At 59.0% G+C, this 19,307-nt stretch carries 19 protein-coding genes; 14 read left to right on the top strand and 5 right to left on the bottom strand.

Features of this window, described 5'->3' with window-relative positions:
• Positions 1 to 111 precede the first annotated feature (111 nt).
• From AFK63_RS15910 to pepA, 3 genes are all read right to left on the bottom strand, one after another.
• Positions 112 to 2,967, bottom strand: coding sequence for a valine--tRNA ligase (locus AFK63_RS15910; protein ID WP_038865314.1), 2,856 nt, complete (start codon positions 2,965 to 2,967; stop codon positions 112 to 114).
• A gap of 2 nt (positions 2,968 to 2,969) precedes the next feature.
• Entirely contained in the window at positions 2,970 to 3,431 is a 462-nt protein-coding gene (locus AFK63_RS15905; protein ID WP_038865312.1) for a DNA polymerase III subunit chi, read from the bottom strand.
• 229 nt (positions 3,432 to 3,660) lie between these two features.
• Entirely contained in the window at positions 3,661 to 5,172 is a 1,512-nt protein-coding gene (gene pepA, locus AFK63_RS15900; protein ID WP_038865310.1) for a leucyl aminopeptidase, read from the bottom strand.
• Positions 5,173 to 5,441: 269 nt separating this feature from the next.
• On the opposite strand from pepA, the gene lptF reads away from it, so the two are divergent.
• The 7 genes from lptF to AFK63_RS15865 all read left to right on the top strand — a co-directional run bounded on the left by lptF (position 5,442) and on the right by AFK63_RS15865 (position 13,219).
• Positions 5,442 to 6,554 (top strand): LPS export ABC transporter permease LptF, encoded by a 1,113-nt coding sequence (lptF, locus tag AFK63_RS15895; protein ID WP_038865308.1) that lies wholly within the window; start codon positions 5,442 to 5,444, stop codon positions 6,552 to 6,554.
• Positions 6,541 to 7,623 carry an LPS export ABC transporter permease LptG gene (gene lptG, locus AFK63_RS15890; protein WP_038865306.1) on the top strand — a complete coding sequence of 361 codons (1,083 nt, stop codon included), beginning with the start codon at positions 6,541 to 6,543 and terminating at the stop codon, positions 7,621 to 7,623. The genes lptF and lptG overlap by 14 nt, the downstream gene beginning before the upstream one ends.
• 67 nt (positions 7,624 to 7,690) lie before the next feature.
• Complete coding sequence (locus tag AFK63_RS15885) at positions 7,691 to 8,158, top strand: hypothetical protein (RefSeq protein WP_038865304.1); 468 nt, start codon at positions 7,691 to 7,693, stop codon at positions 8,156 to 8,158.
• Between the two features lie 60 nt (positions 8,159 to 8,218).
• Positions 8,219 to 9,856: a glycerone kinase gene (locus tag AFK63_RS15880; protein ID WP_038865302.1), complete on the top strand. Its 1,638-nt coding sequence runs from the start codon at positions 8,219 to 8,221 to the stop codon at positions 9,854 to 9,856.
• Positions 9,857 to 10,173: 317 nt separating this feature from the next.
• A complete protein-coding gene (locus tag AFK63_RS15875) occupies positions 10,174 to 11,838 on the top strand; it encodes a DnaJ-like cysteine-rich domain-containing protein (RefSeq protein WP_038865300.1) in 1,665 nt (554 codons plus the stop codon).
• An 18-nt stretch (positions 11,839 to 11,856) separates the two neighbouring features.
• A complete protein-coding gene (locus AFK63_RS15870; RefSeq protein ID WP_038865298.1) occupies positions 11,857 to 12,582 on the top strand; it encodes a PD-(D/E)XK nuclease family protein in 726 nt (241 codons plus the stop codon).
• A 19-nt stretch (positions 12,583 to 12,601) separates the two neighbouring features.
• Positions 12,602 to 13,219, top strand: a complete 618-nt coding sequence (locus tag AFK63_RS15865) for a hypothetical protein (RefSeq protein ID WP_038865295.1) — start codon at positions 12,602 to 12,604, stop codon at positions 13,217 to 13,219.
• Between the two features lie 115 nt (positions 13,220 to 13,334).
• Here AFK63_RS15865 and ahr read toward each other — a convergent pair whose 3' ends face one another.
• Positions 13,335 to 14,354 carry an NADPH-dependent aldehyde reductase Ahr gene (ahr, locus tag AFK63_RS15860; protein ID WP_038865293.1) on the bottom strand — a complete coding sequence of 340 codons (1,020 nt, stop codon included), beginning with the start codon at positions 14,352 to 14,354 and terminating at the stop codon, positions 13,335 to 13,337.
• A gap of 252 nt (positions 14,355 to 14,606) precedes the next feature.
• On the opposite strand from ahr, the gene AFK63_RS15855 reads away from it, so the two are divergent.
• From AFK63_RS15855 to AFK63_RS15825, 7 genes are all read left to right on the top strand, one after another.
• Complete coding sequence (locus tag AFK63_RS15855; protein WP_038865291.1) at positions 14,607 to 15,275, top strand: DUF2589 domain-containing protein; 669 nt, start codon at positions 14,607 to 14,609, stop codon at positions 15,273 to 15,275.
• A 49-nt stretch (positions 15,276 to 15,324) separates the two neighbouring features.
• Positions 15,325 to 16,050, top strand: coding sequence for a DUF2589 domain-containing protein (locus AFK63_RS15850; protein WP_053531584.1), 726 nt, complete (start codon positions 15,325 to 15,327; stop codon positions 16,048 to 16,050).
• A complete protein-coding gene (locus AFK63_RS15845) occupies positions 16,043 to 16,495 on the top strand; it encodes a lysozyme (protein WP_038865279.1) in 453 nt (150 codons plus the stop codon). Before AFK63_RS15850 ends, AFK63_RS15845 begins: the two co-directional genes overlap by 8 nt.
• 23 nt (positions 16,496 to 16,518) lie before the next feature.
• Positions 16,519 to 17,001 carry a ribonuclease gene (locus AFK63_RS15840; RefSeq protein ID WP_038865277.1) on the top strand — a complete coding sequence of 161 codons (483 nt, stop codon included), beginning with the start codon at positions 16,519 to 16,521 and terminating at the stop codon, positions 16,999 to 17,001.
• 51 nt (positions 17,002 to 17,052) lie between these two features.
• Positions 17,053 to 17,472: a hypothetical protein gene (locus tag AFK63_RS15835; RefSeq protein WP_038865274.1), complete on the top strand. Its 420-nt coding sequence runs from the start codon at positions 17,053 to 17,055 to the stop codon at positions 17,470 to 17,472.
• A complete protein-coding gene (locus AFK63_RS15830; RefSeq protein ID WP_038865272.1) occupies positions 17,472 to 17,855 on the top strand; it encodes a hypothetical protein in 384 nt (127 codons plus the stop codon). Before AFK63_RS15835 ends, AFK63_RS15830 begins: the two co-directional genes overlap by 1 nt.
• Before the next feature lie 154 nt (positions 17,856 to 18,009).
• The gene (locus AFK63_RS15825) at positions 18,010 to 18,516 is read left to right on the top strand and encodes an RNase A-like domain-containing protein (RefSeq protein WP_038865269.1); all 507 of its coding nucleotides are present in this window, start codon (positions 18,010 to 18,012) and stop codon (positions 18,514 to 18,516) included.
• 88 nt (positions 18,517 to 18,604) lie between these two features.
• On the opposite strand, the gene AFK63_RS15820 is transcribed toward AFK63_RS15825, so the two are convergent.
• On the bottom strand, positions 18,605 to 19,207 hold the full coding sequence (locus tag AFK63_RS15820; protein ID WP_038865267.1) for a response regulator transcription factor: 603 nt from the start codon (positions 19,205 to 19,207) through the stop codon (positions 18,605 to 18,607).
• Positions 19,208 to 19,307 lie beyond the last annotated feature (100 nt).

The raw sequence follows: 19,307 nt of genomic DNA, 5'->3' as shown, positions 1-19,307 counted from the left end.
AGAATAAACGGGCAGGGGATAATGTCGCCCGTTGGTATTAAGGGAAATTAATCGCCGCGTGCAGTAATAAAAAAAGCCGGGTCGCCCCGGCTTTTTCATTAAACACAGCAATTAAAGCGCGCTAATCACGCCCTGCTGTTCAATCAGTTTCGCTTTCGCTTCGTGATAGCCCGCGAGTTTTTCACGTTCTTTCGCGATCACGGCTTCCGGCGCGCGAGCCACAAAGCCTTCATTACCGAGTTTGCTTTCGATGCGCCCGATTTCACCTTCAATTTTGGCGACTTCTTTAGCCAGACGCGCTAGCTCGGCGTCTTTATCAATAAGCCCCGCCATTGGGATCAGCAGTTCGGCGCCGTCGATAATTTTGGTCACGGATACCGGACCTTTGTCATCGGCAGGCAGCACGGTGATGCTTTCGAGGCGCGCCAGCGTCTGCAGGAAGCCGCGGTTGTCGTTCACACGACGCGCAGCGTCAGCGCTGCAACCACGCAGCAGCAGTTCCAGCGGTTTGCCCGGCGCGATGTTCATCTCGGCGCGGATGTTGCGCACGGCGATGATGGCCTGCTTCAGCCACTCGGTATCGGCCAGCGCCGCGTCGTCCACGCGTGAGGCGTCAAACGCCGGGAACGGCTGCAGCATGATGGTGTCGGCATTGATGCCCGCAATCACTTTCACACGCTGCCAGATGGTTTCCGTGATAAACGGAATGATCGGGTGCGCGAGACGCAGCAGGCCTTCCAGCACGGTGACCAGCGTGTTGCGGGTGCCGCGCAGCTCGGCTTCAGAGCCGCCGTTCATGACCGGCTTGGTGAGCTCCAGATACCAGTCGCAGAACTGGTTCCAGGTGAATTCGTACAGGATGCCCGCCGCGATATCGAAGCGGAAGTTATCCAGCGCCTCACGGTACGCTTTCACGGTCTGGTTGAATTCCGCCAGGATCCAGCGGTCCGCCAGCGACAGCACTTTCTCGCCGCCGTTGAAGCCGCAGTCCTGCTCTTCGGTATTCATCAGCACGAAGCGGCTGGCGTTCCACAGTTTGTTACAGAAGTTGCGGTAGCCTTCGAGACGCTTCATATCCCAGTTGATATCGCGACCGGTCGAGGCCAGCGCCGCCAGAGTGAAGCGCAGGGCGTCGGTGCCGTGCGGCTCGATGCCGTCCGGGAACTGCTTCTCGGTGCGCTTGCGGATTTTCTCCGCCAGCTGCGGCTGCATCATGTTGCCGGTGCGCTTGGCAAGCAGGTCCGGCAGGGAAATGCCGTCAACCATATCCAGCGGGTCAATCACGTTGCCCTTGGATTTGGACATCTTCTGGCCTTCGTCATCGCGGATAAGCCCGGTCATGTAGACGGTGTGGAACGGCACCTGCGGCTTGCCGTTTTCATCTTTGATGAAGTGCATGGTCATCATGATCATGCGGGCAATCCAGAAGAAAATGATGTCGAAGCCGGAGACCATCACGCTGGTCGGGTGGAACTGACGCAGCGCGTCGGTGTTGTCCGGCCAGCCGAGGGTGGAGAATGTCCAGAGCGCGGAGGAGAACCAGGTGTCGAGCACGTCGTCGTCCTGGCGCAGCGCCACATCCGCGCCGAGATTGTTTTCCTGGCGCACTTCGTCAACGCTGCGGCCAACGTAGACGTTGCCCTGCTCGTCGTACCACGCCGGGATGCGATGACCCCACCAGAGCTGACGGGAGATACACCAGTCCTGAATATCGCGCATCCAGGAGAAGTACATGTTCTCGTACTGCTTCGGCACAAACTGGATATCGCCGTTCTCAACCGCTTCCACCGCCGGCTTCGCCAGCACATCGGCGCGCACATACCACTGGTCGGTCAGCATCGGTTCGATAACCACGCCGCCGCGATCGCCATAAGGCACGGTCAGGTCATGCGGTTTGATCTCTTCGAGCAGGCCGAGTTCATCAACGGCCGCCACGATTGCTTTACGCGCGGCGAAACGCTCCATTTTCTGGAACTGCGCCGGGATCTCGTTTGAGTAAACGTCAGATTCGTTGCCTTTGGTGTCGTAGACTTCCGCGCTTTCGCGAATATCGCCGTCAAAGGTCAGGATGTTGATCATCGGCAACTGATGACGACGACCCACTTCGTAGTCGTTGAAATCGTGCGCTGGCGTTATCTTCACGCAGCCGGTGCCTTTTTCCATATCGGCGTGTTCATCGCCGACGATCGGAATGCGGCGGTTCACCAGCGGCAGCACGACAAATTTACCAATCAGATCTTTATAACGAGGATCTTCCGGGTTAACGGCAACGCCGGTATCGCCCAGCAGGGTTTCCGGACGCGTGGTGGCGACCACCAGGTAATCTTTGCCGTCAGCGGTTTTCGCGCCGTCCGCCAGCGGGTAGCGGATGTGCCACATGGAGCCTTTCGACTCGCGGTTTTCCACTTCGAGGTCAGAGATGGCGGTACGCAGTTTCGGGTCCCAGTTCACGAGACGCTTGCCGCGATAGATCAGATCTTCTTTATAAAGACGGACGAAGACCTCTTTCACCGCGTTGGAAAGACCTTCATCCATAGTGAAGCGTTCGCGCTCCCAGTCGACCGAGTTACCCAGACGACGCATCTGGCGGGTGATGGTGCCGCCGGATTCCGCTTTCCACTCCCAGATTTTGTCGATGAACGCGTCGCGACCGTAATCGTGGCGGGTTTTGCCCTCTTCAGCGGCGATTTTACGCTCAACCACCATCTGGGTGGCGATACCGGCGTGGTCAGTACCGACCTGCCACAGGGTGTTTTTTCCCTGCATGCGCTGGTAGCGGATCATGGTGTCCATGATGGTTTGCTGGAAGGCGTGACCCATATGCAAACTGCCGGTGACGTTTGGCGGCGGGATCATGATGCAGAAGCTTTCCTGGCTCTCGTCGCCGTTGGGTTTGAAATAGCCCTGCTGCTCCCAGTGCTCGTAAAGCGGCTGTTCGATATCTTGGGGGTTATATGTCTTTTCCATTTCTACTGTGTCGTTCCGGGCGCCGTGAAGGTGGCCGTGGTCAAGTGGAAACCGGCGGCGCGATAGGCTTTGTAGCGTTCGCGCGCCAGTTGTTTCTGGGATTCGTCGTAAGGTACGAAGTCTACCACTTCATAGAAAGCAGTGGCAAAAGCTGCGAAATCCGGCAGCAGGCTTATCAGCAGCTCGCGCGGGCTGCTGCCGCGTTTTTGCGGCCAGGCTATCTCTACCGGCGCGCCGCCTCGCGGCCCTTCGCCCGCCAGGTTATGCGGCACGAAGCTGTCCGGATCGCGCTTCCAGAGCGCCTCGTCGATGCGGGTCGCCTGGGCTTCATCGACGCAGGCTATCAGGATACGTTTCCCCGCGCGCCAGCGTTCTGCGGCAACGTCGCACACCAGCGCTTCTTGTGCGCTCAGCCCGTCGACGGGCGTGTCGTTGTCAAGCAGGTAGAACGTTGCGTTTTTCATAAGCTAAACCCGTGATCTTTCACGTTGCCTCGTTGTTGGCTGCCTGGGAATGGCGGGTGGCGCTGCGCTGACCCGCCCGGCGGGGAAGTGCCTCGCCGCCGTCGTGCATGTAGGGTGTTGGCAGGGTGGATAAGCGACGCGCATCCACCGTTAATATTTGCGGCGGGCGCGCCGCGCTGACTCGCCCTGCGGACAGTTGTTACGGCCGGGTAAGCCCCGGCCTTTAACATCACTCTTCGCCGTTAAACCCGGCGCGGTTCAGCAGGAACTGCGACAGCATCGCTACCGGGCGGCCAGTCGCGCCTTTGGCTTTGCCAGAGCGCCACGCGGTACCGGCGATATCCAGGTGCGCCCAGTTATATTTGCGGGTAAAGCGCGCCAGGAAGCAACCCGCCGTTATCGCCCCGCCAGGACGGCCGCCGATGTTCGCCATATCCGCGAAATTGGACTCCAGCTGTTCCTGGAACTCATCCGCCAGCGGCAGACGCCACGCGCGGTCGCCCGCCTGTTCCGAAGCGCCGATAAGCTCATGCGCCAGCGGATTGTGGTTCGACATCAGCCCGGTGATGTGATGACCAAGCGCGATAACGCACGCGCCGGTCAGCGTCGCGACGTCAATCACCACTTCCGGCTCGAAGCGCTCGACGTACGTCAGCACGTCGCACAGCACCAGGCGGCCTTCAGCGTCGGTGTTCAGCACTTCAACGGTCTGGCCAGACATGGTGGTCAGCACGTCGCCTGGACGATATGCGCGTCCGCCAGGCATATTCTCGCAGCCCGCCAGCACCCCGATGACGTTCACCGGCAGGTTCAGCTCGGCTACCATGCGCATCACGCCGTAAACCGCCGCCGCGCCGCACATGTCATATTTCATCTCGTCCATCCCTTCGGAGGGTTTGATCGAGATGCCGCCGGAGTCAAAGGTCAGCCCTTTGCCCACCAGGACAATCGGACGGGCGTCTGGCTCGCTGCTGCCTTTATATTCAATAACCGACATCAGAGATTCGTTCTGAGAGCCTGCCCCGACCGCGAGGTACGAATGCATGCCCAGCTCTTTCATCTGCTGCTCGCCGATGACGCGAGTGACGACGTTTTTACTGAACGCGTCCGCCAGCTGGCGGGCCTGGGAGGCGAGGTAAGCGGCGTTGCAGATATTCGGCGGCATGTTGCCCAGATCTTTGGCCGCTTTAATGCCGGAGGCAATCGCCAGGCCATGCTGGATAGCGCGTTCGCCGCTGGTGAGTTCACGGCGCGTCGGCACGTTGAATACCATTTTACGCAGCGGGCGACGCGGCTCGCTCTTGTTGGTCTTGAGCTGATCGAAGCTGTATAGCGTCTCTTTCGCGGTTTCAACCGCCTGGCGCACTTTCCAGTAGGTATTGCGGCCCTTGACGTGCAGCTCGGTCAGAAAGCAGACCGCTTCCATCGACCCGGTATCATTCAGGGTGTTAATGGTTTTCTGAATCACCTGTTTGTACTGGCGCTCATCCAGCTCGCGTTCTTTGCCGCAGCCGATCAGAAGGATACGTTCTGACAACACATTCGGAACGTGATGAAGCAACAAGGTCTGGCCCGGTTTGCCCTCCAGCTCGCCGCGACGCAGCAGGGCGCTGATATAGCCGTCGCTGATTTTATCGAGTTGTTCGGCGATGGGAGAGAGACGGCGCGGTTCGAAAACGCCTACCACAATGCAGGCACTGCGCTGTTTTTCCGGGCTCCCGCTTTTTACACTGAACTCCATGCACTACGCTCCTGAATCTTAAAGACAACGGCGGCGGCTACAGATAGAATTGACCACTTCGTAACTCTTGCTCCGCTGTTGCGATGACTTCGTGTTAATCTTAACGAATGTTGTTTTGGTTTCGGCTCGTCAGCAACGCTTGAAGCGCGAAGCCGTTAAGATATGTAATCTTAGCGATCTTTTCGACGACTCAAGAGAATAAATGACGTTTAAGCCATGAAACAAGCGATTTTCCTGCAAAAAGACTCGTATTCACAGGCGTATTTAATGTGATAATCATAAGATATCTGGTTCGGGAGACGCTCAAAAGCCAACTGGCGATTTTGTTCATCCTGCTGCTGATCTTCTTCTGCCAGAAGCTGGTGAGAATTCTTGGCGCGGCGGTGGACGGCGATATCCCGACTAACCTCGTGCTCTCTCTGCTTGGCCTGGGCGTGCCGGAAATGGCGCAGCTCATCCTGCCGTTAAGCCTGTTCCTCGCGCTCTTGATGACGCTCGGCAGGCTCTATACCGAAAGCGAAATCACCGTGATGCATGCCTGCGGGCTGAGCAAAGCGGTGCTGGTGAAGGCCGCGATGGTGCTGGCGCTGCTGACTGGCATTGTCGCTGCGGTGAATGTGATGTGGGCCGGCCCCTGGTCGTCGCGTCATCAGGACGAAGTGCTGGCGGAGGCGAAAGCCAACCCTGGCATGGCGGCGCTCGCGCAGGGCCAGTTCCAGCAGGCGACCGACGGCAACGCGGTGCTGTTCATCGAAAGCGTGGACGGCAGCAAATTCAAAGACGTGTTCCTGGCGCAGTTGCGCCCGAAAGGCAACGCGCGTCCTTCCGTGGTTGTCGCGGATTCCGGCGAGCTCTCCCAGCGTAAGGACGGCTCGCAGGTGGTGACGCTCAATCAGGGCACCCGCTTTGAGGGCACCGCGCTGCTGCGCGATTTCCGCATCACCGATTTTAAAGATTACCAGGCGATTATCGGGCATCAGGCCGTGGCGCTGGATCCGGACGATGCCGAGCAGATGGACATGAAAACGCTCTGGCAGTCCGATTCCAAATCGGCCCGCGCCGAGTTTCACTGGCGCCTGACGCTGGTGTTCGCGGTCATTGTGATGGCGCTGATGGTTGTGCCGCTCTCGGTGGTCAACCCGCGTCAGGGCCGCGTGCTCTCAATGCTGCCCGCGATGCTGCTCTACCTTATCTTCTTCCTGCTCCAGACCTCGCTGCGCTCTAACGGCGCGAAAGGCAAGCTTGATCCGATGATCTGGATGTGGGCCGTCAACCTGCTTTATCTGGCGCTGGCCGTAGCGCTGAACCTGTGGGACACCGTGCCGGTGCGCCGCATTCGCGCCCGTTTTGCGCGTCGGGGAGTGATCGATGCTGGGATTTAGCGTTCTCGACCGGTACATCGGCAGAACAATTTTTAACACCATAATGATGACGCTGTTCATGCTGGTGTCGCTGTCGGGCATCATCAAGTTCGTGGATCAGCTGAAAAAGACTGGCGAAGGCAGCTATACCGCGCTTGGCGCCGGGACCTATACGCTGCTGAGCGTGCCGAAAGATATTCAGATCTTCTTCCCGATGGCCGCGCTGCTCGGCGCGCTGCTGGGCCTCGGGATGCTGGCGCAGCGCAGCGAGCTGGTGGTCATGCAGGCGTCCGGCTTTACGCGTATGCAGGTGGCGGCGGCCGTGATGAAAACCGCCATTCCGCTGGTGATCTTCACGATGGCCATCGGCGAATGGGTGGCGCCGCAGGGCGAGCAGATGGCCCGTAACCTGCGCGCGCAGCAGATGTATGGCGGCTCGCTGCTTTCGACCCAGCAGGGCATGTGGGCGAAAGACGGCAGCAACTTCGTCTATATCGAACGCGTAAAAGGCGAGAACGAGCTTGGCGGCATCAGCATCTATTCGTTTAATGATAAGCGACGCTTGCAGTCGGTGCGCTACGCCGCCAGCGCGAAGTTCGATGCTGAACACAAGTTGTGGCGCCTGTCGCAGGTGGATGAATCGAACCTGAAAGATCCGCAGCAAATTACCGGCTCCCAGACGCTGACCGGCACCTGGAAAACCAACCTGACGCCGGACAAACTTGGCGTTGTGGCGCTCGATCCGGATGCGCTGTCGATTAGCGGCCTGCGCAACTACGTCACGTATCTGAAGGCGAGCGGTCAGGACGCCAGCCGCTACCAGCTCAATATGTGGAGCAAAATCTTCCAGCCGCTCTCGGTGGCGGTGATGATGCTGATGGCGCTGTCGTTTATCTTCGGGCCGCTGCGCAGCGTACCGATGGGCGTGCGCGTAGTTACCGGCATCAGCTTCGGTTTTATCTTCTACGTACTGGATCAGATCTTCGGCCCGCTGAGCCTGGTGTACGGCATTCCGCCGATTATCGGCGCGCTGCTGCCGAGCGCCAGTTTCTTCCTGATAAGCCTCTGGCTGCTGATGAAACGCGCCTGACGCCTGCCGCACTCCCTCACGCCTGGGGGAGTGCGTTTTGCTCGCTTTTCACGTTTGCAGGGATGCCATGAAAAGACTCGCCTCGCTGTTACTGCTGTTTGTCTCTTATCTTGTCTTCATCCCGGAAGTGCTTGTGCTGGCGGTGATAGCGGGTACTTACTTTTATTTTCGCGATGCGCTGTCATGGCTCCTGTGCGAAGCCGGGTTGTTTGCCCTGCTGGCGCTGTTCTTCGTGCTGCTCGCACGGCATGTCGATAGCCGCAGCCTGGCGGTGGGCGTCGTGACGGCAGGTTCCGCCCAGGAGGCGGATGCCGATGACGTGCTGCGCCTGTTTACCCTCGGCGAGCATCTGCTGCTGGCGACAGCGGTCGCCACGCTGCCGTATTTCATTATCAGCTTCTTTATTTTTGACGGGCGCGTCGCCTTCTGGCTGCACACGGCGTGCCTGGCTGTGGTGTTAGTGGGCGTTCACTTCGCTGGGCGCTGGCTGGACCGCCTGCAACAGCGGCGCGGCTACGGCGAATACGGGCGCTGAGTGCCGCCTGCCTGTGAAACGACTATGCTTTGCATACCGTTCACTGACTCGCAGGAAATCATGTCCAGATTCTTCTTTGACGACCGTAAACACCTCATTAATGACGCCGTTGACGGCCTGATCCTCTCCGCTCGCCATCAAAACCTTACCCGCCTTGATATCGACCCCGCCATCCGCGTTGTGGCTCGCCGCGACTGGGATAAAAGCAACGTGGCGGTTATCTCCGGCGGCGGCTCCGGCCATGAGCCTGCCCATGCCGGATTTGTCGGTAAGGGAATGCTCACTGCGGCGGTATGCGGCGACCTCTTTGCCTCGCCGAGCGTGGAGGCGGTGCTGAACGCCATCGTGGCGGTTACCGGCGATCGCGGCTGCCTGCTGATTGTTAAAAATTACACCGGCGACCGGCTGAACTTCGGGCTGGCGGCGGAAAAAGCCAAACGCCACGGGCTGAACGTGGAGATGGTGATTGTCGCGGATGACGTGGCGCTCGCGGATAACAAGCAGCCGCGCGGCATCGCCGGGACGGCGCTGGTGCATAAAATCGCCGGTTTCGCCGCCGAACAGGGGAAATCGCTGAGTGACGTGCGCGCGCTGGCGCAGCAGGCGAGCGACGCGGTAAAAAGCCTCGGCGTGGCGCTGCAAACCTGCAATCTGCCGGGCAGCAGAGACGAGGACGGGCGCATCAAACCCGGTGAGGCGGAGCTGGGGCTTGGCATTCATGGCGAACCGGGAGCGAGCACCATTAGCACTCAGAACAGCCGGGAAATCGTCGATATGCTGGTGGAACGCCTCGCGCCGCATGTGCCCGCCGACGCGCGCCTCGCGGTGCTGATCAATAACCTCGGCGGCACCTCAACGCTTGAAATGTCGCTGCTGACCCGTGAGCTATCGCGCTCGGCGCTGAAAGACCGCATCGACTGGCTTATTGGCCCGGCGCCGCTGGTGAGCGCGCTGGATATGAAAGGCTTTTCGCTCTCGTTGCTGCCGCTTAACGACACCTTTGAACAGGCGCTCACCGCGCCGGTAGAGACCGCAGGCTGGCTGCCGCCGGTGCCGTCTGGCGAAGTGCATACCGAGCCGCATCCGCGGGTGCGAGACAGCGTGGAGGCCGTGGCGTCTGATAATTCGCATGCCCGGGCGCTGGTGGACAACGCCACTTCGACGCTTATTGCGCTGGAGGCGCGGCTGAATGCGCTCGACGCAAAGGTGGGCGACGGCGATACCGGCTCCACTTTTGCCGCAGGCGCGCGCGATATTGCGCAGAAGCTGGCGCAAAACCAGTTGCCGCTGAACGACACCGCCGCGCTGTTACAGCTTATCGGTGAGCGGCTCGCCACTGTGATGGGCGGCTCCAGCGGCGTGCTGATGTCGATATTTTTCACCGCCGCCGGGCAGAAGGTGGCCGAGGGGGCGCCGTTACCCGACGCCTTGCTGGTGGGCCTTGCGCAGATGAAACATTACGGCGGCGCGGCGCCTGGCGACCGCACGCTTATCGACGCCCTGCAACCGGCGCTGGAGGCGTTGCAGCGCCACGATCTCGCCGCCGCCGCACAGGCCGCAGAGCAGGGGGCAAAGGCCACCGCGCAGATGGGCAAAGCCAGGGCCGGGCGCTCGTCCTATATAGGGCGCGATAACCTCGAAGGAGTGGAAGACCCGGGCGCGGTCGCCATCGCCGAAGTGTTTAAGGCGATGACATAGCGATGCTGCAGGGGGGAAGCGCACCCACCTTTATGATTATTCACGTCTGATGGCGGGGGCGCTTGCGCTTACCCGCCCTGTAAAGCCCTGAACCCACCGCGCCACCTCATGCTCTGATGTAGTGTAGGTGAGCCTTGCGCGTCCACCACGCCACTATGACTACACCACGTACCTCGCCGTATCCCCACCAGAATCAGGAGCATAGCCTTCTCCCGCGCTATGCTACCATTCCGCCTTTTCCCCCTTTAAAACGCGATGAGCGGCCCACTCTGACGGCGGCCTGCATTTTGACGGGCTATTTCGCCTGAGGAGACATCATGAAAGACGCCTGGCTTGCCGCCTGCGATACCACCATCCAGAACTTCGTTCGCGACTCCACGCGCCTTGAGCCGGGCGAGCTTAGCGTCGTGCCTGTCGACTATATCGATTTCCACTACCAGATAAGCCTGCGGCTGATTTTTAACGTCCGCACCGACACGGCAAGCCAGGCCGGGCGGGTTTCCGCAGGGCGGGATATCGATGTCTGCCACTCGCGCACGGAGTATGAGCGTGCTTTACAGGCGCAGACCAGCGCCATACTCGCACGCGACAAAACGCTGGATGACGCGCGGGCATCGCTGCTCTCGCGCCCTTATGGCGACTGGCAAAGTGAAGAGGTGGTCTACTTTCACCCGATGCGCGTCTGCCTTACGGAAAACTGTAATAACTGCCACGGCAGAGGCTCGGTGAACTGCGGCCAATGTCACGGCTCCGGGAAAATTTCCTGCTATGGCTGCGGCGGCAGCGGGCAGGTGATGCGCCAGCGCAGTTATTACGATCATTACACCAAACAAAACCGTATCGAAAACTACTACGAGAGCTGCCCCACCTGTTACGGCGGCAGGGTGACCTGTAACGGCTGCGGCGGCTCCGGTAAAAAACAGTGTGTACCCTGTAGCGGCACAGGGGTGATTTCACACATTACCTCACTGAAAGCGACCGCCACGCCGGACTATCAACTGGTCTACCCGCAGGCCGACGTGCCGGAGTATATCCGCGAGGGGCTATATAAGGCGGGCGTGCCGTCGCTCGGCAGTTACGGCCCGGTTGCGCTGACATATAATGATGTGGATTACGCGCGTCGCGACGTGCATGTCATTTATGACGCGAACGTACCTTTTGGCCGGCTGGAAAGCCCGCTCCCGGAAGCGGGCGACGAGCCCATCCGCTGGATCCTCTACGGCGTGACGCCGCACATCCTCGATGCCGGGCACGTATTACAGGCGCTGCTCAAAAACGATCTCGATATGCTGGTGCGCCAGGCGACGCCGGGCAAACGCCGCAACCCGTGGGTAGGGGCCGCCAGCCGTAAAACGGTGCAGACGTTTATGGAATCAGAAGCGCACCAGGCGATGCTTATCGAACATAGCCGCGGCAAGCGGGGCGACGCGCTTCGCGAGGCGCTGAACCGGGCGTTCGCCACGCCGTATCTCAACGAGGCGATCGCAAGCCTCGGCAATATCGTCAGCGCGGTGCAGCGCTGGTCGATGGCGAAGTGGAGCCTGTTCACGGCGCTGATGATGTATCTGTTGCTGCCGGTGGTAACGACCTGGCAACGGCAGGGAATGATGAACGTCGATACCGGGCGTATATACCTGACAGCCCCTGGCCATATTGATGGCGTGTGGAATGTGCAGGCGGGGCTACAGGGTATCGCCCTGGCGCATGGCATACCGATGGTCTGTATTGCGCTGGTCGGCACGCTGGCGGGTTATCTGTGGCGAAGCAACTGGCTCCGCCGCCAGTTTGGCAAGCCGCTCACCGCATGGAGCAAGCAGCAGGGAAGGCTGCGCAGCCGCTGGCTGCTCGGCTCGCTGCTGGCTATTGCTATCGCCACCGCGCTGCTGCTGGCGGCCCCGGTCTGGATTTCGCAGGACGAGATGCTCTATGGCGTGGTGCCGGTGCATGAGGTGATTCAGAAAGTGGTGCAATGGCGTACCTGAGAAAAGGAGAACCGCGCCATGAGTGAGCCACCTTCTACCTTGCACGAGACGCTCTCGCAGTTCTTTGACGCGTTTGCGCGGGTTCGCACGGTTGAACCTTCTCCCCGCGCTCGCAAGGAAGCTGCGCCGTATGATTCCGCGGCGCTCATCTCATTTATGGATAGCCTGGCGCAGGCGTTCGACACCCATAAGGCCAGCGCTCCGCTTTTCGACCCATGGGCCGTGGCGGGGCTTTCTCGCAAGGAAGTCGCGAATACGCGGGTGCTGGCCTGGCTGCTGGATCCCAAAGGCAGCCATGGTTTCGGCGCGCTGGCGCTTCAGGCGTTACTGGCCCATGTCCTGCCGGTAGAATTTCATACCTGTCGTGTAAAAGCCGAAGCGCTTCCCGATGGCAACAGCAGCGAACGGGTGGATATCGTGATTGATGCCGATACCTTTTATCTGCTCATTGAAGCCAAAATCGATGCCGGTGAACAGCCGGATCAACTGGCACGTTACGCCGCTGCGGCGGCCCGCCGCGCGGGTAAACGGGCTTCAGCCATTTTGTTTCTGACGCCTGACGGCAGGCCACCTCGCACCTGTTCCTCCAGCGACAATACACGCTGTATCAGCTGGAAGACCCTGGCTCGCGTGCTGGAGCATGGTCTGCGCCCGCACTTCAGGGAGCCAGTTGAGAAACCGCCCACACGCCATATGGCTGAACAGGCGGCACGCCGCTTTCTTCATCATATCCGCCAGTTTTAATGTTAATGAGGCCCATGATATGCCGGATACACAACGAGACGCTGGCGCGCTGATTTTCTCCCGGCTCGCGATGTTCAACGAGGCAGTAACGCTGTTTGAAACGCAGCTCGACCCGGCTTTCTGGACAGGTTTTTCGCAGTGTCTGGAAACTTTTGCAGAAGCGACGGGTTGGCAGGGGGAGTTTGATCTGCAGAAGCGGGGCAGTTGCTGGATGACCTGGGCTATGGAAGAGGAACCCGTTCGTGCCTGGTTTGACGTTGGGCCGGTTGAGGATAGTGGCAACGATTACTATCTCGCTTTATTAACGGATGATGGCGTGAGCCGTAGCCCTTATGGGTTTCGTTTTGTTCCTGATTACCGACGCTTTGGCGGCCAGAGAGCGGTGAATGAAAAGCTACGCACTGCCCAGCAGGCGTTGCTTAACGCACTGGATGAGCTCGGTTTTCGTAAAAATAGCCGTGGCGTTTTATTTCTGCCTGTCACGCTGGATGCGCAGTTGCTGGCGCAAACCTGGCAGAAGTATGGCGAATTTGCGCCAGACGATGAGGTCTTTGCGCCGTTGCGTAGCGCGCTGGAGACGCTTAAACAGGCGGTACCGTGGTTTGATCAACTACTGGCGTCGATAAGCGCAAAGTAACACACCTGCAGTTGCTGGGGGCGGTAAGCGCAGGCATCACCATTTAAAACCCGTTACCCCATGCGACAAACCATAAAAAAAGGCGCCCGTGGCGCCTTTGCTTTTACTCTTAACTTCAGAAATCCGCTTTCAGCACCACGCGGTAGCGGGCTTTGCCGTCACGCACGTGTTGCAGCGCCTCGTTGATGCGCGACATCGGGAACTCTTCGGTTTGCGGGGCCACTTTGGCGCGCGCCGCGAGCTTCATCAGCGAGCGCAGCTCGTGCGGGGAGCCGGTCGCGGAGCCGGTCACGCTGCGGTCGCCCATAATGAGCGAGAACGCCGGCACTTCGAACGGCTTCATCACCGCGCCGACCGTGTGGAAATTCCCGCCCCAGGCCAGCGCCTGGAAATAGGGCATCCAGTCGAGCGACACGTTCACGGTGTTGATGATCAGATCGAACTGGCCGGCCAGCGCTTCCAGCGCTTTCGGGTCGCGGCTGTTCACCACTTTATCCGCGCCCATCGCCAGGATCTCTTGCTCTTTTGACGGGTTCGAGCTGAACGCTGTCACTTCGCAGCCCATCGCGCGCAGCAGCTTGATGGCGATATGGCCGAGGCCGCCAATGCCGATAACGCCGACACGGCTGGTGGCGGTGATGTGATGCATCAGCAGCGGTTTGAACACCGTAATGCCGCCGCACAGCAGCGGGCCGGCGGAGGCGGCGTCGATATTTTCCGGCATCGGGATCACCCACTGCCAGTTCGCGCGAATTTTATCGGCGAAACCGCCGCGGTTCAGGATAGTCGGCACGCTGCCGTGCTGGCAGTTCACCTGATTGCCGCTGATACACGCGTCGCAGTGCTCGCAGCTCGACGCCGTCCAGCCGATACCGACGCGCTGGCCCACTTTCAGGCCCTTGTTCTGCGCGCTGGCGCCCAGTGAACTCACGCGGCCAATCACCTCGTGGCCCGCAACCAGCGGATACGCCGAAATGCCCCATTCGTTGTCGATCATCGAGAGATCGGAGTGGCAGATGCCGCAGTACTCAACCTCAACCTCCACATCCTCAGGCTTCAGCTCGCCTGCGTCGTACTCATAGAGCTCAAGCTCTGCGCCAGCTTCGTGCGCGGCGTAACTTTTGATGATGGTCATCGCGGTTTCCTTTGTTGTGGACACTGACAAGGAGTGTAGAGCATTCCGCTATGGCGGCGCAGCACCCTCCGGCGCCAACCGCTCATATCGTTAACATTCGAAGGATTAAGCGGGACTATTCCCAATGTCCTGGGCCATTTTCCCTCGTCGTCCTCCGTCATCAGGCGACTATTTCGCCTATTTCCCGCCCGGTAATGTGACTCCTGCGAATTCGCATCGCGACGTTCTTACACACTCACAGGAGTAAGCATTATGGATTCTCAATTTATTGGATCGGTCATTAATGCGCTGCCGCTGGAACACATGATTGGCGGGCCGCTGCAGGCGATGATCAAAGCGCAGGTGCAGGCCAGCAAAGCGTATGCCGACTTCCTGCTTTCCGTCTGTATCAAAGACGGCAAGGCGGAGGCGGTGCAGTTCGACTACGACGAAACCGTGGTGGATGAAAAAGGCGTAATTCAGGGCGTGGTGAAAAAGACCATGCGCATCCCGCTGCTGGCGGCGATTTCTCACCCGAACATCAGCATCGAAGAAGGGACCATCGACTTCGAGCTGGAAGTCTCGCAGAGCGAATCCAGCAACAGCGAAACCGCGGCGGAAGCTTCACTTGAGGCGTCGGTGGGCTGGGGGCCGTTCAGCGTGAAGATCAGCGGACGCGTTTCGCATAAAGCGCAGCAAACCCGCTCCACCGACACGCGCGCGAAATACAGCATTCACACCCAGGTGAAGCGCCAGCCGCCGCCGGAAGCGCTGATGCGTGTGATCGACTTCCTGACCGATGCGGCCACGCGCCCGGCCATTCTGCCGTCCGAGGCCAAAAAGCTGGACGACAAAACGCTCGACACGTACCCCGTCACGCCGGTCGCTCCTGCTAACGCCAATGCCAACGCTGGCGGTACGGGCGCGGCCAATCCTCGCTGACCTTTAACCCTGAGGCTGCCTGGCAGCCTCATTTCTCACGGAGCGCACTATGTCACTGAAAGACTGGATACGCGGCAACCGGGAAACGGGGGCGGGCGGCGGGCAGGCGCCGTTAACGACGGCGTCCACCCAGGGTACGGCAGCGGTGGACCCGCCGGACGAGCCCGTACAGCGCCGTGCCGCCGCGGATATCACACCGCCCGACCCTGTGCCGCCGGGCTCGCCGCCGTCAGGCTCGCCACCCCCCGGCAGCGGGACGCCGCCGCCGTCAGGGCCGCCGCCGCGCGGTATGCCCGTTACGCTCGCGGATATCACCCGCGGGATGCAGCACGCGGCGACCTCGGCGAACCAGCTCATCGCCCATCAGTATATGCAGGCGCTGGACCCGTTCTTCGAGCACAGCGACGACGGGCGGCTGGTGCCGAAAGTCATCGAAATGCAGCTTGATGACAACCACCACTTCAAACTGCCGCTGGTGGCGCTGGCCACGCCGCGCGGGCTGATGCTCGAAAAGATGAAAGTGTTCCTGACGGTGCGCACGGATGCGGTTGAACAGCAAAGCGCGCCGGCAGGCGTGTCCGACGATGCGGTAGGGCGTTTTCACGTCAGCATGTCGCCGCAAAGCCGGGATAACAACGGGCGCGACAGCGACCATGTGGACATTGAAATGCAGTTCACCGTACTGGAGCCGCCTGAAAGCGTGATGCGCCTGATTGAAGAATATACCAATCAGGTTCTCCCTAAACCGACAGACAGGAGTAATGACAATGGCTAATATTCCCGTTAATACCGGCGTGCCCGGCGTGGAATTAATTAAATCCTTTGAAGGAATGCGGCTGGAGAAATATCGGGACGCGGTCGGCAAATGGACTATCGGTTACGGCCATCTTATTTTACCGGATGAAAACTTCACCCGCGCATTAACGCTTCAGGAGGCGGAAGATCTGCTGCGCGCGGATTTGGGCATGACCGAGCGCGGCATTCGTAAGCTGGTGATGGTTGATCTTAACCAGAATCAATTTGACGCGCTGGTGAGCTTTGCGTTTAACGTCGGGCTCGGCAACCTGCAAAGCAGTACGCTGCTGCGGTTGCTGAATCAGGGCAGTTATCGTGAGGCGGCGGATCAGTTTTTACGCTGGAATAAAGCGGGCGGTAATGTGCTCGCCGGTTTAAGCCGTCGCCGTGAAGCCGAGCGCCTTTTATTTCGGACCGCGCTCTGACCCATTAATTTAAGGAATAACTCATGAAACGTTTTAAATACATGCCGCTCGGCATGGGGCTCGCTGCATGCTTATTTATCCTGCCGGGGTATGCCAGTTTGCCGCAATGCGATCTGGTGGTAAATAACGCGAATCAGGAACTGGTGCAGCAAAATAAAAAGCCCGTTAAGGATGTCGCTAAACTCACCGGGTTATTACGCGCGCTGAATAAGGACGACGTGTTGCCCCGTGAATATGTGACGCGCGAGCAGGCACGGCAGCAGGGCTGGAGCGGCAATCCGCAGGATTCGCTGTGGAACGTCTGGTCGCTCAATAAAAAACAGCTCGGTGGGGATCGCTACACGGGCGTAACGCTGCCGGAGCCGGGTGAGTGGTACACCGCCGATATCGACAGCGTGCGGGGCATCAGCAGCGGTCGGCATCTTATCTACAGCGCGCAGAATATGACGCGTTATCTCTCGACCGATAATGACGCCAGCGTGGTTGCGCTGCCTCCCTGTCAGTAACCGCCGCAGCCCCGGCACGCTGCTCCGGGGCTGCTTCACTGAGGTGTCGCTATGGCGGATCAAAACATTCATGAGCTGTTAAGCCAGTGCCTGGCGGCGCTCGCCGGATTGTTCGGCGGGCTGAGCGTCTCTTTTTTCTGGCAGCCTAAAAAACTGCATCAGCATGGCCGGCTCGCCGCCGGGATCATTATTGGCGCGATCAGCGTCACCACGACGTTTACGCTGGGCGGATTTATTTCGCACTGGCTCGGCATGAACTTCCGGGACAGCGATATCGCGATGGGTATCGGGTATTTCGTCGGCGCGCTGAGCGTCGGGATGATCGCCTGGCTTGCCAATTTTTTTAACCGTCGCGAAGGGCACGACATTTTGCAGGTGGCGGGCGAGCTTAAGCGCGTCGCTCGCGGCGTGGCGAAACGCGCGCCTGCGCGCAAGCGCTCGCCCCGACGCCCGAAATCAGGAGAGTCGTAATGCCATTGATAAAATTACTGTTCTGGGCCGTCACGCTTATCGATATCACTGTCGCTATTGTGATTTTTATCAGCGCGCTGAACACCCGAATGCTGTTAATCCCGCTCTGGTATCGGCTCGGGTTATTAGTGGCGGCGTTTGGCTTTGCGGCCCAGAGCGGGCTAAATCTTCCTTATTTACTGCTGGATAAAAATATTATGGCGCAGACGCTGCCTTTCTGGATCTTAAAAGATATGGGGGTGGGGCTGGTGGCGATGTATTATTTCTGGAGCGCAATGATAAGCCGTAAAAGCGCAGCGCCTTTGCCAAAACCTAAAAAAGCGATTACCCCTGCCCGTAAAAAATCTCCGACACGTTCGCCACGTAAAAAGACCACGCCATAATTTTCCCGCAATAGCGCAATGCGTTATTCCGGGAAATGGCCCAGGCTAAACGGCGATAATTTCCTGCCACCTGGCGAATATTCCTGATGCCCGCCTGAATTTATTTTATCCCTGCGAGTTCGCATTCCCTTTTATTTACGTGCAGGAGAGAGATATGTTTATTTCAGGTATCACCAAAAACCGCGTAATGTCTGGCGCTGTTGCCGCCACGTTAATGGCGTTTTCTTTCAGTAGCTGGGCGTTGAATGGCCCCGCGTGTAACGTTCCGCAGCCGGGGGGTGAAGCCGCCTGGGCAGCGGCGCAGGATAACGCGGGCGGGCATCTGGTGCAGTGCCATATTGGACAGGGCCAGGCCTGGCTTGCACAGCGCGTGAACGGCGGTCAACCGGGCTGCCAGCAGACACCGACCGCATCCGCGTGGCTTTCGGCGCAGGCGATGTGGGCGCAGGTGGGAGCCGATATTCAGGCGTTCTGCGCGCGACAGGCGCTTAATCAGAACCGCTTTGTGATTAATACTCAGATGAACGGCAATGGCGCCGCCAACGTGGGCCTGGGGGTTAATAATAACGGCGCGTTTAATATTGCCAATAACCGTACCGCGATCACCGTCATGCAAAATGTTAACGGTCAGTGGCACGTATTAACCAGCTATCCGCAGTAAATAAACAGGGGCGTTATGCCGCGCATAATGCCCCTTAATCATTGGTAAATACTCATCGTGTGTAGACAGTCAACACATCAACAGAGCGTTATTCATCCCCGGAATACATCATTGCCGCCTGGGTGCGATTCGTGACGTTAAGGCGGCGGAATATCGATTCCAGATGGGCCTTCACGGTGCCGGCGCTGATATTCAGATGGCGGCTGATCTGCTTGTTCGATTCTCCCGCCGCCAGCAGCTTAAGGATTTCACGCTGGCGTTCGCTCAGCCGCGCCAGCGCGCTCGGGCCGCTGTCCAGCAGCGATATACTCTCCTGCGGGAAGCAAAGCATCCCCATCGCGGCGGCGCGCAGCGTCTGGACAATCGCTTCTGGCGGCGAATCGCGCCGCACGAATGCCGCCACGTGATGACGCAGAAACAGCCGCAGCAGCGCTGGCTGGCACTGATTAACCAGCAACACCACCGGAATGGCCGGGTGGCGCTGCGCTAAATCATCCAGCAGATCAATGTTTACGCTTTTCCCCGCGTCACCGTCCAGTAAAATCAACGAGGCCGGAAAATAACGCAGTGTCGTATCTATCTCATTCGGATTATTTAATCCGCAGACGGTTATTTCTGGAATAAACTGCTTCAACACCGATGCCATTCCTTCAATAAATATCGATTGCTTATCAATCATTAACACATTCATTGTTAATCTCCATGCAGTAGCGCTCGTTGGGAAGTCTATTAGCAGAAAGAGTATTCAATGAGATGAAAAAAATAAAAGAGGCTATTTGCCATAGGTCTTT

The organism is Cronobacter muytjensii ATCC 51329, from assembly GCF_001277195.1.
Taxonomy (GTDB): domain Bacteria; phylum Pseudomonadota; class Gammaproteobacteria; order Enterobacterales; family Enterobacteriaceae; genus Cronobacter; species Cronobacter muytjensii.
This window is presented reverse-complemented; position numbering and strand designations above follow the sequence as displayed.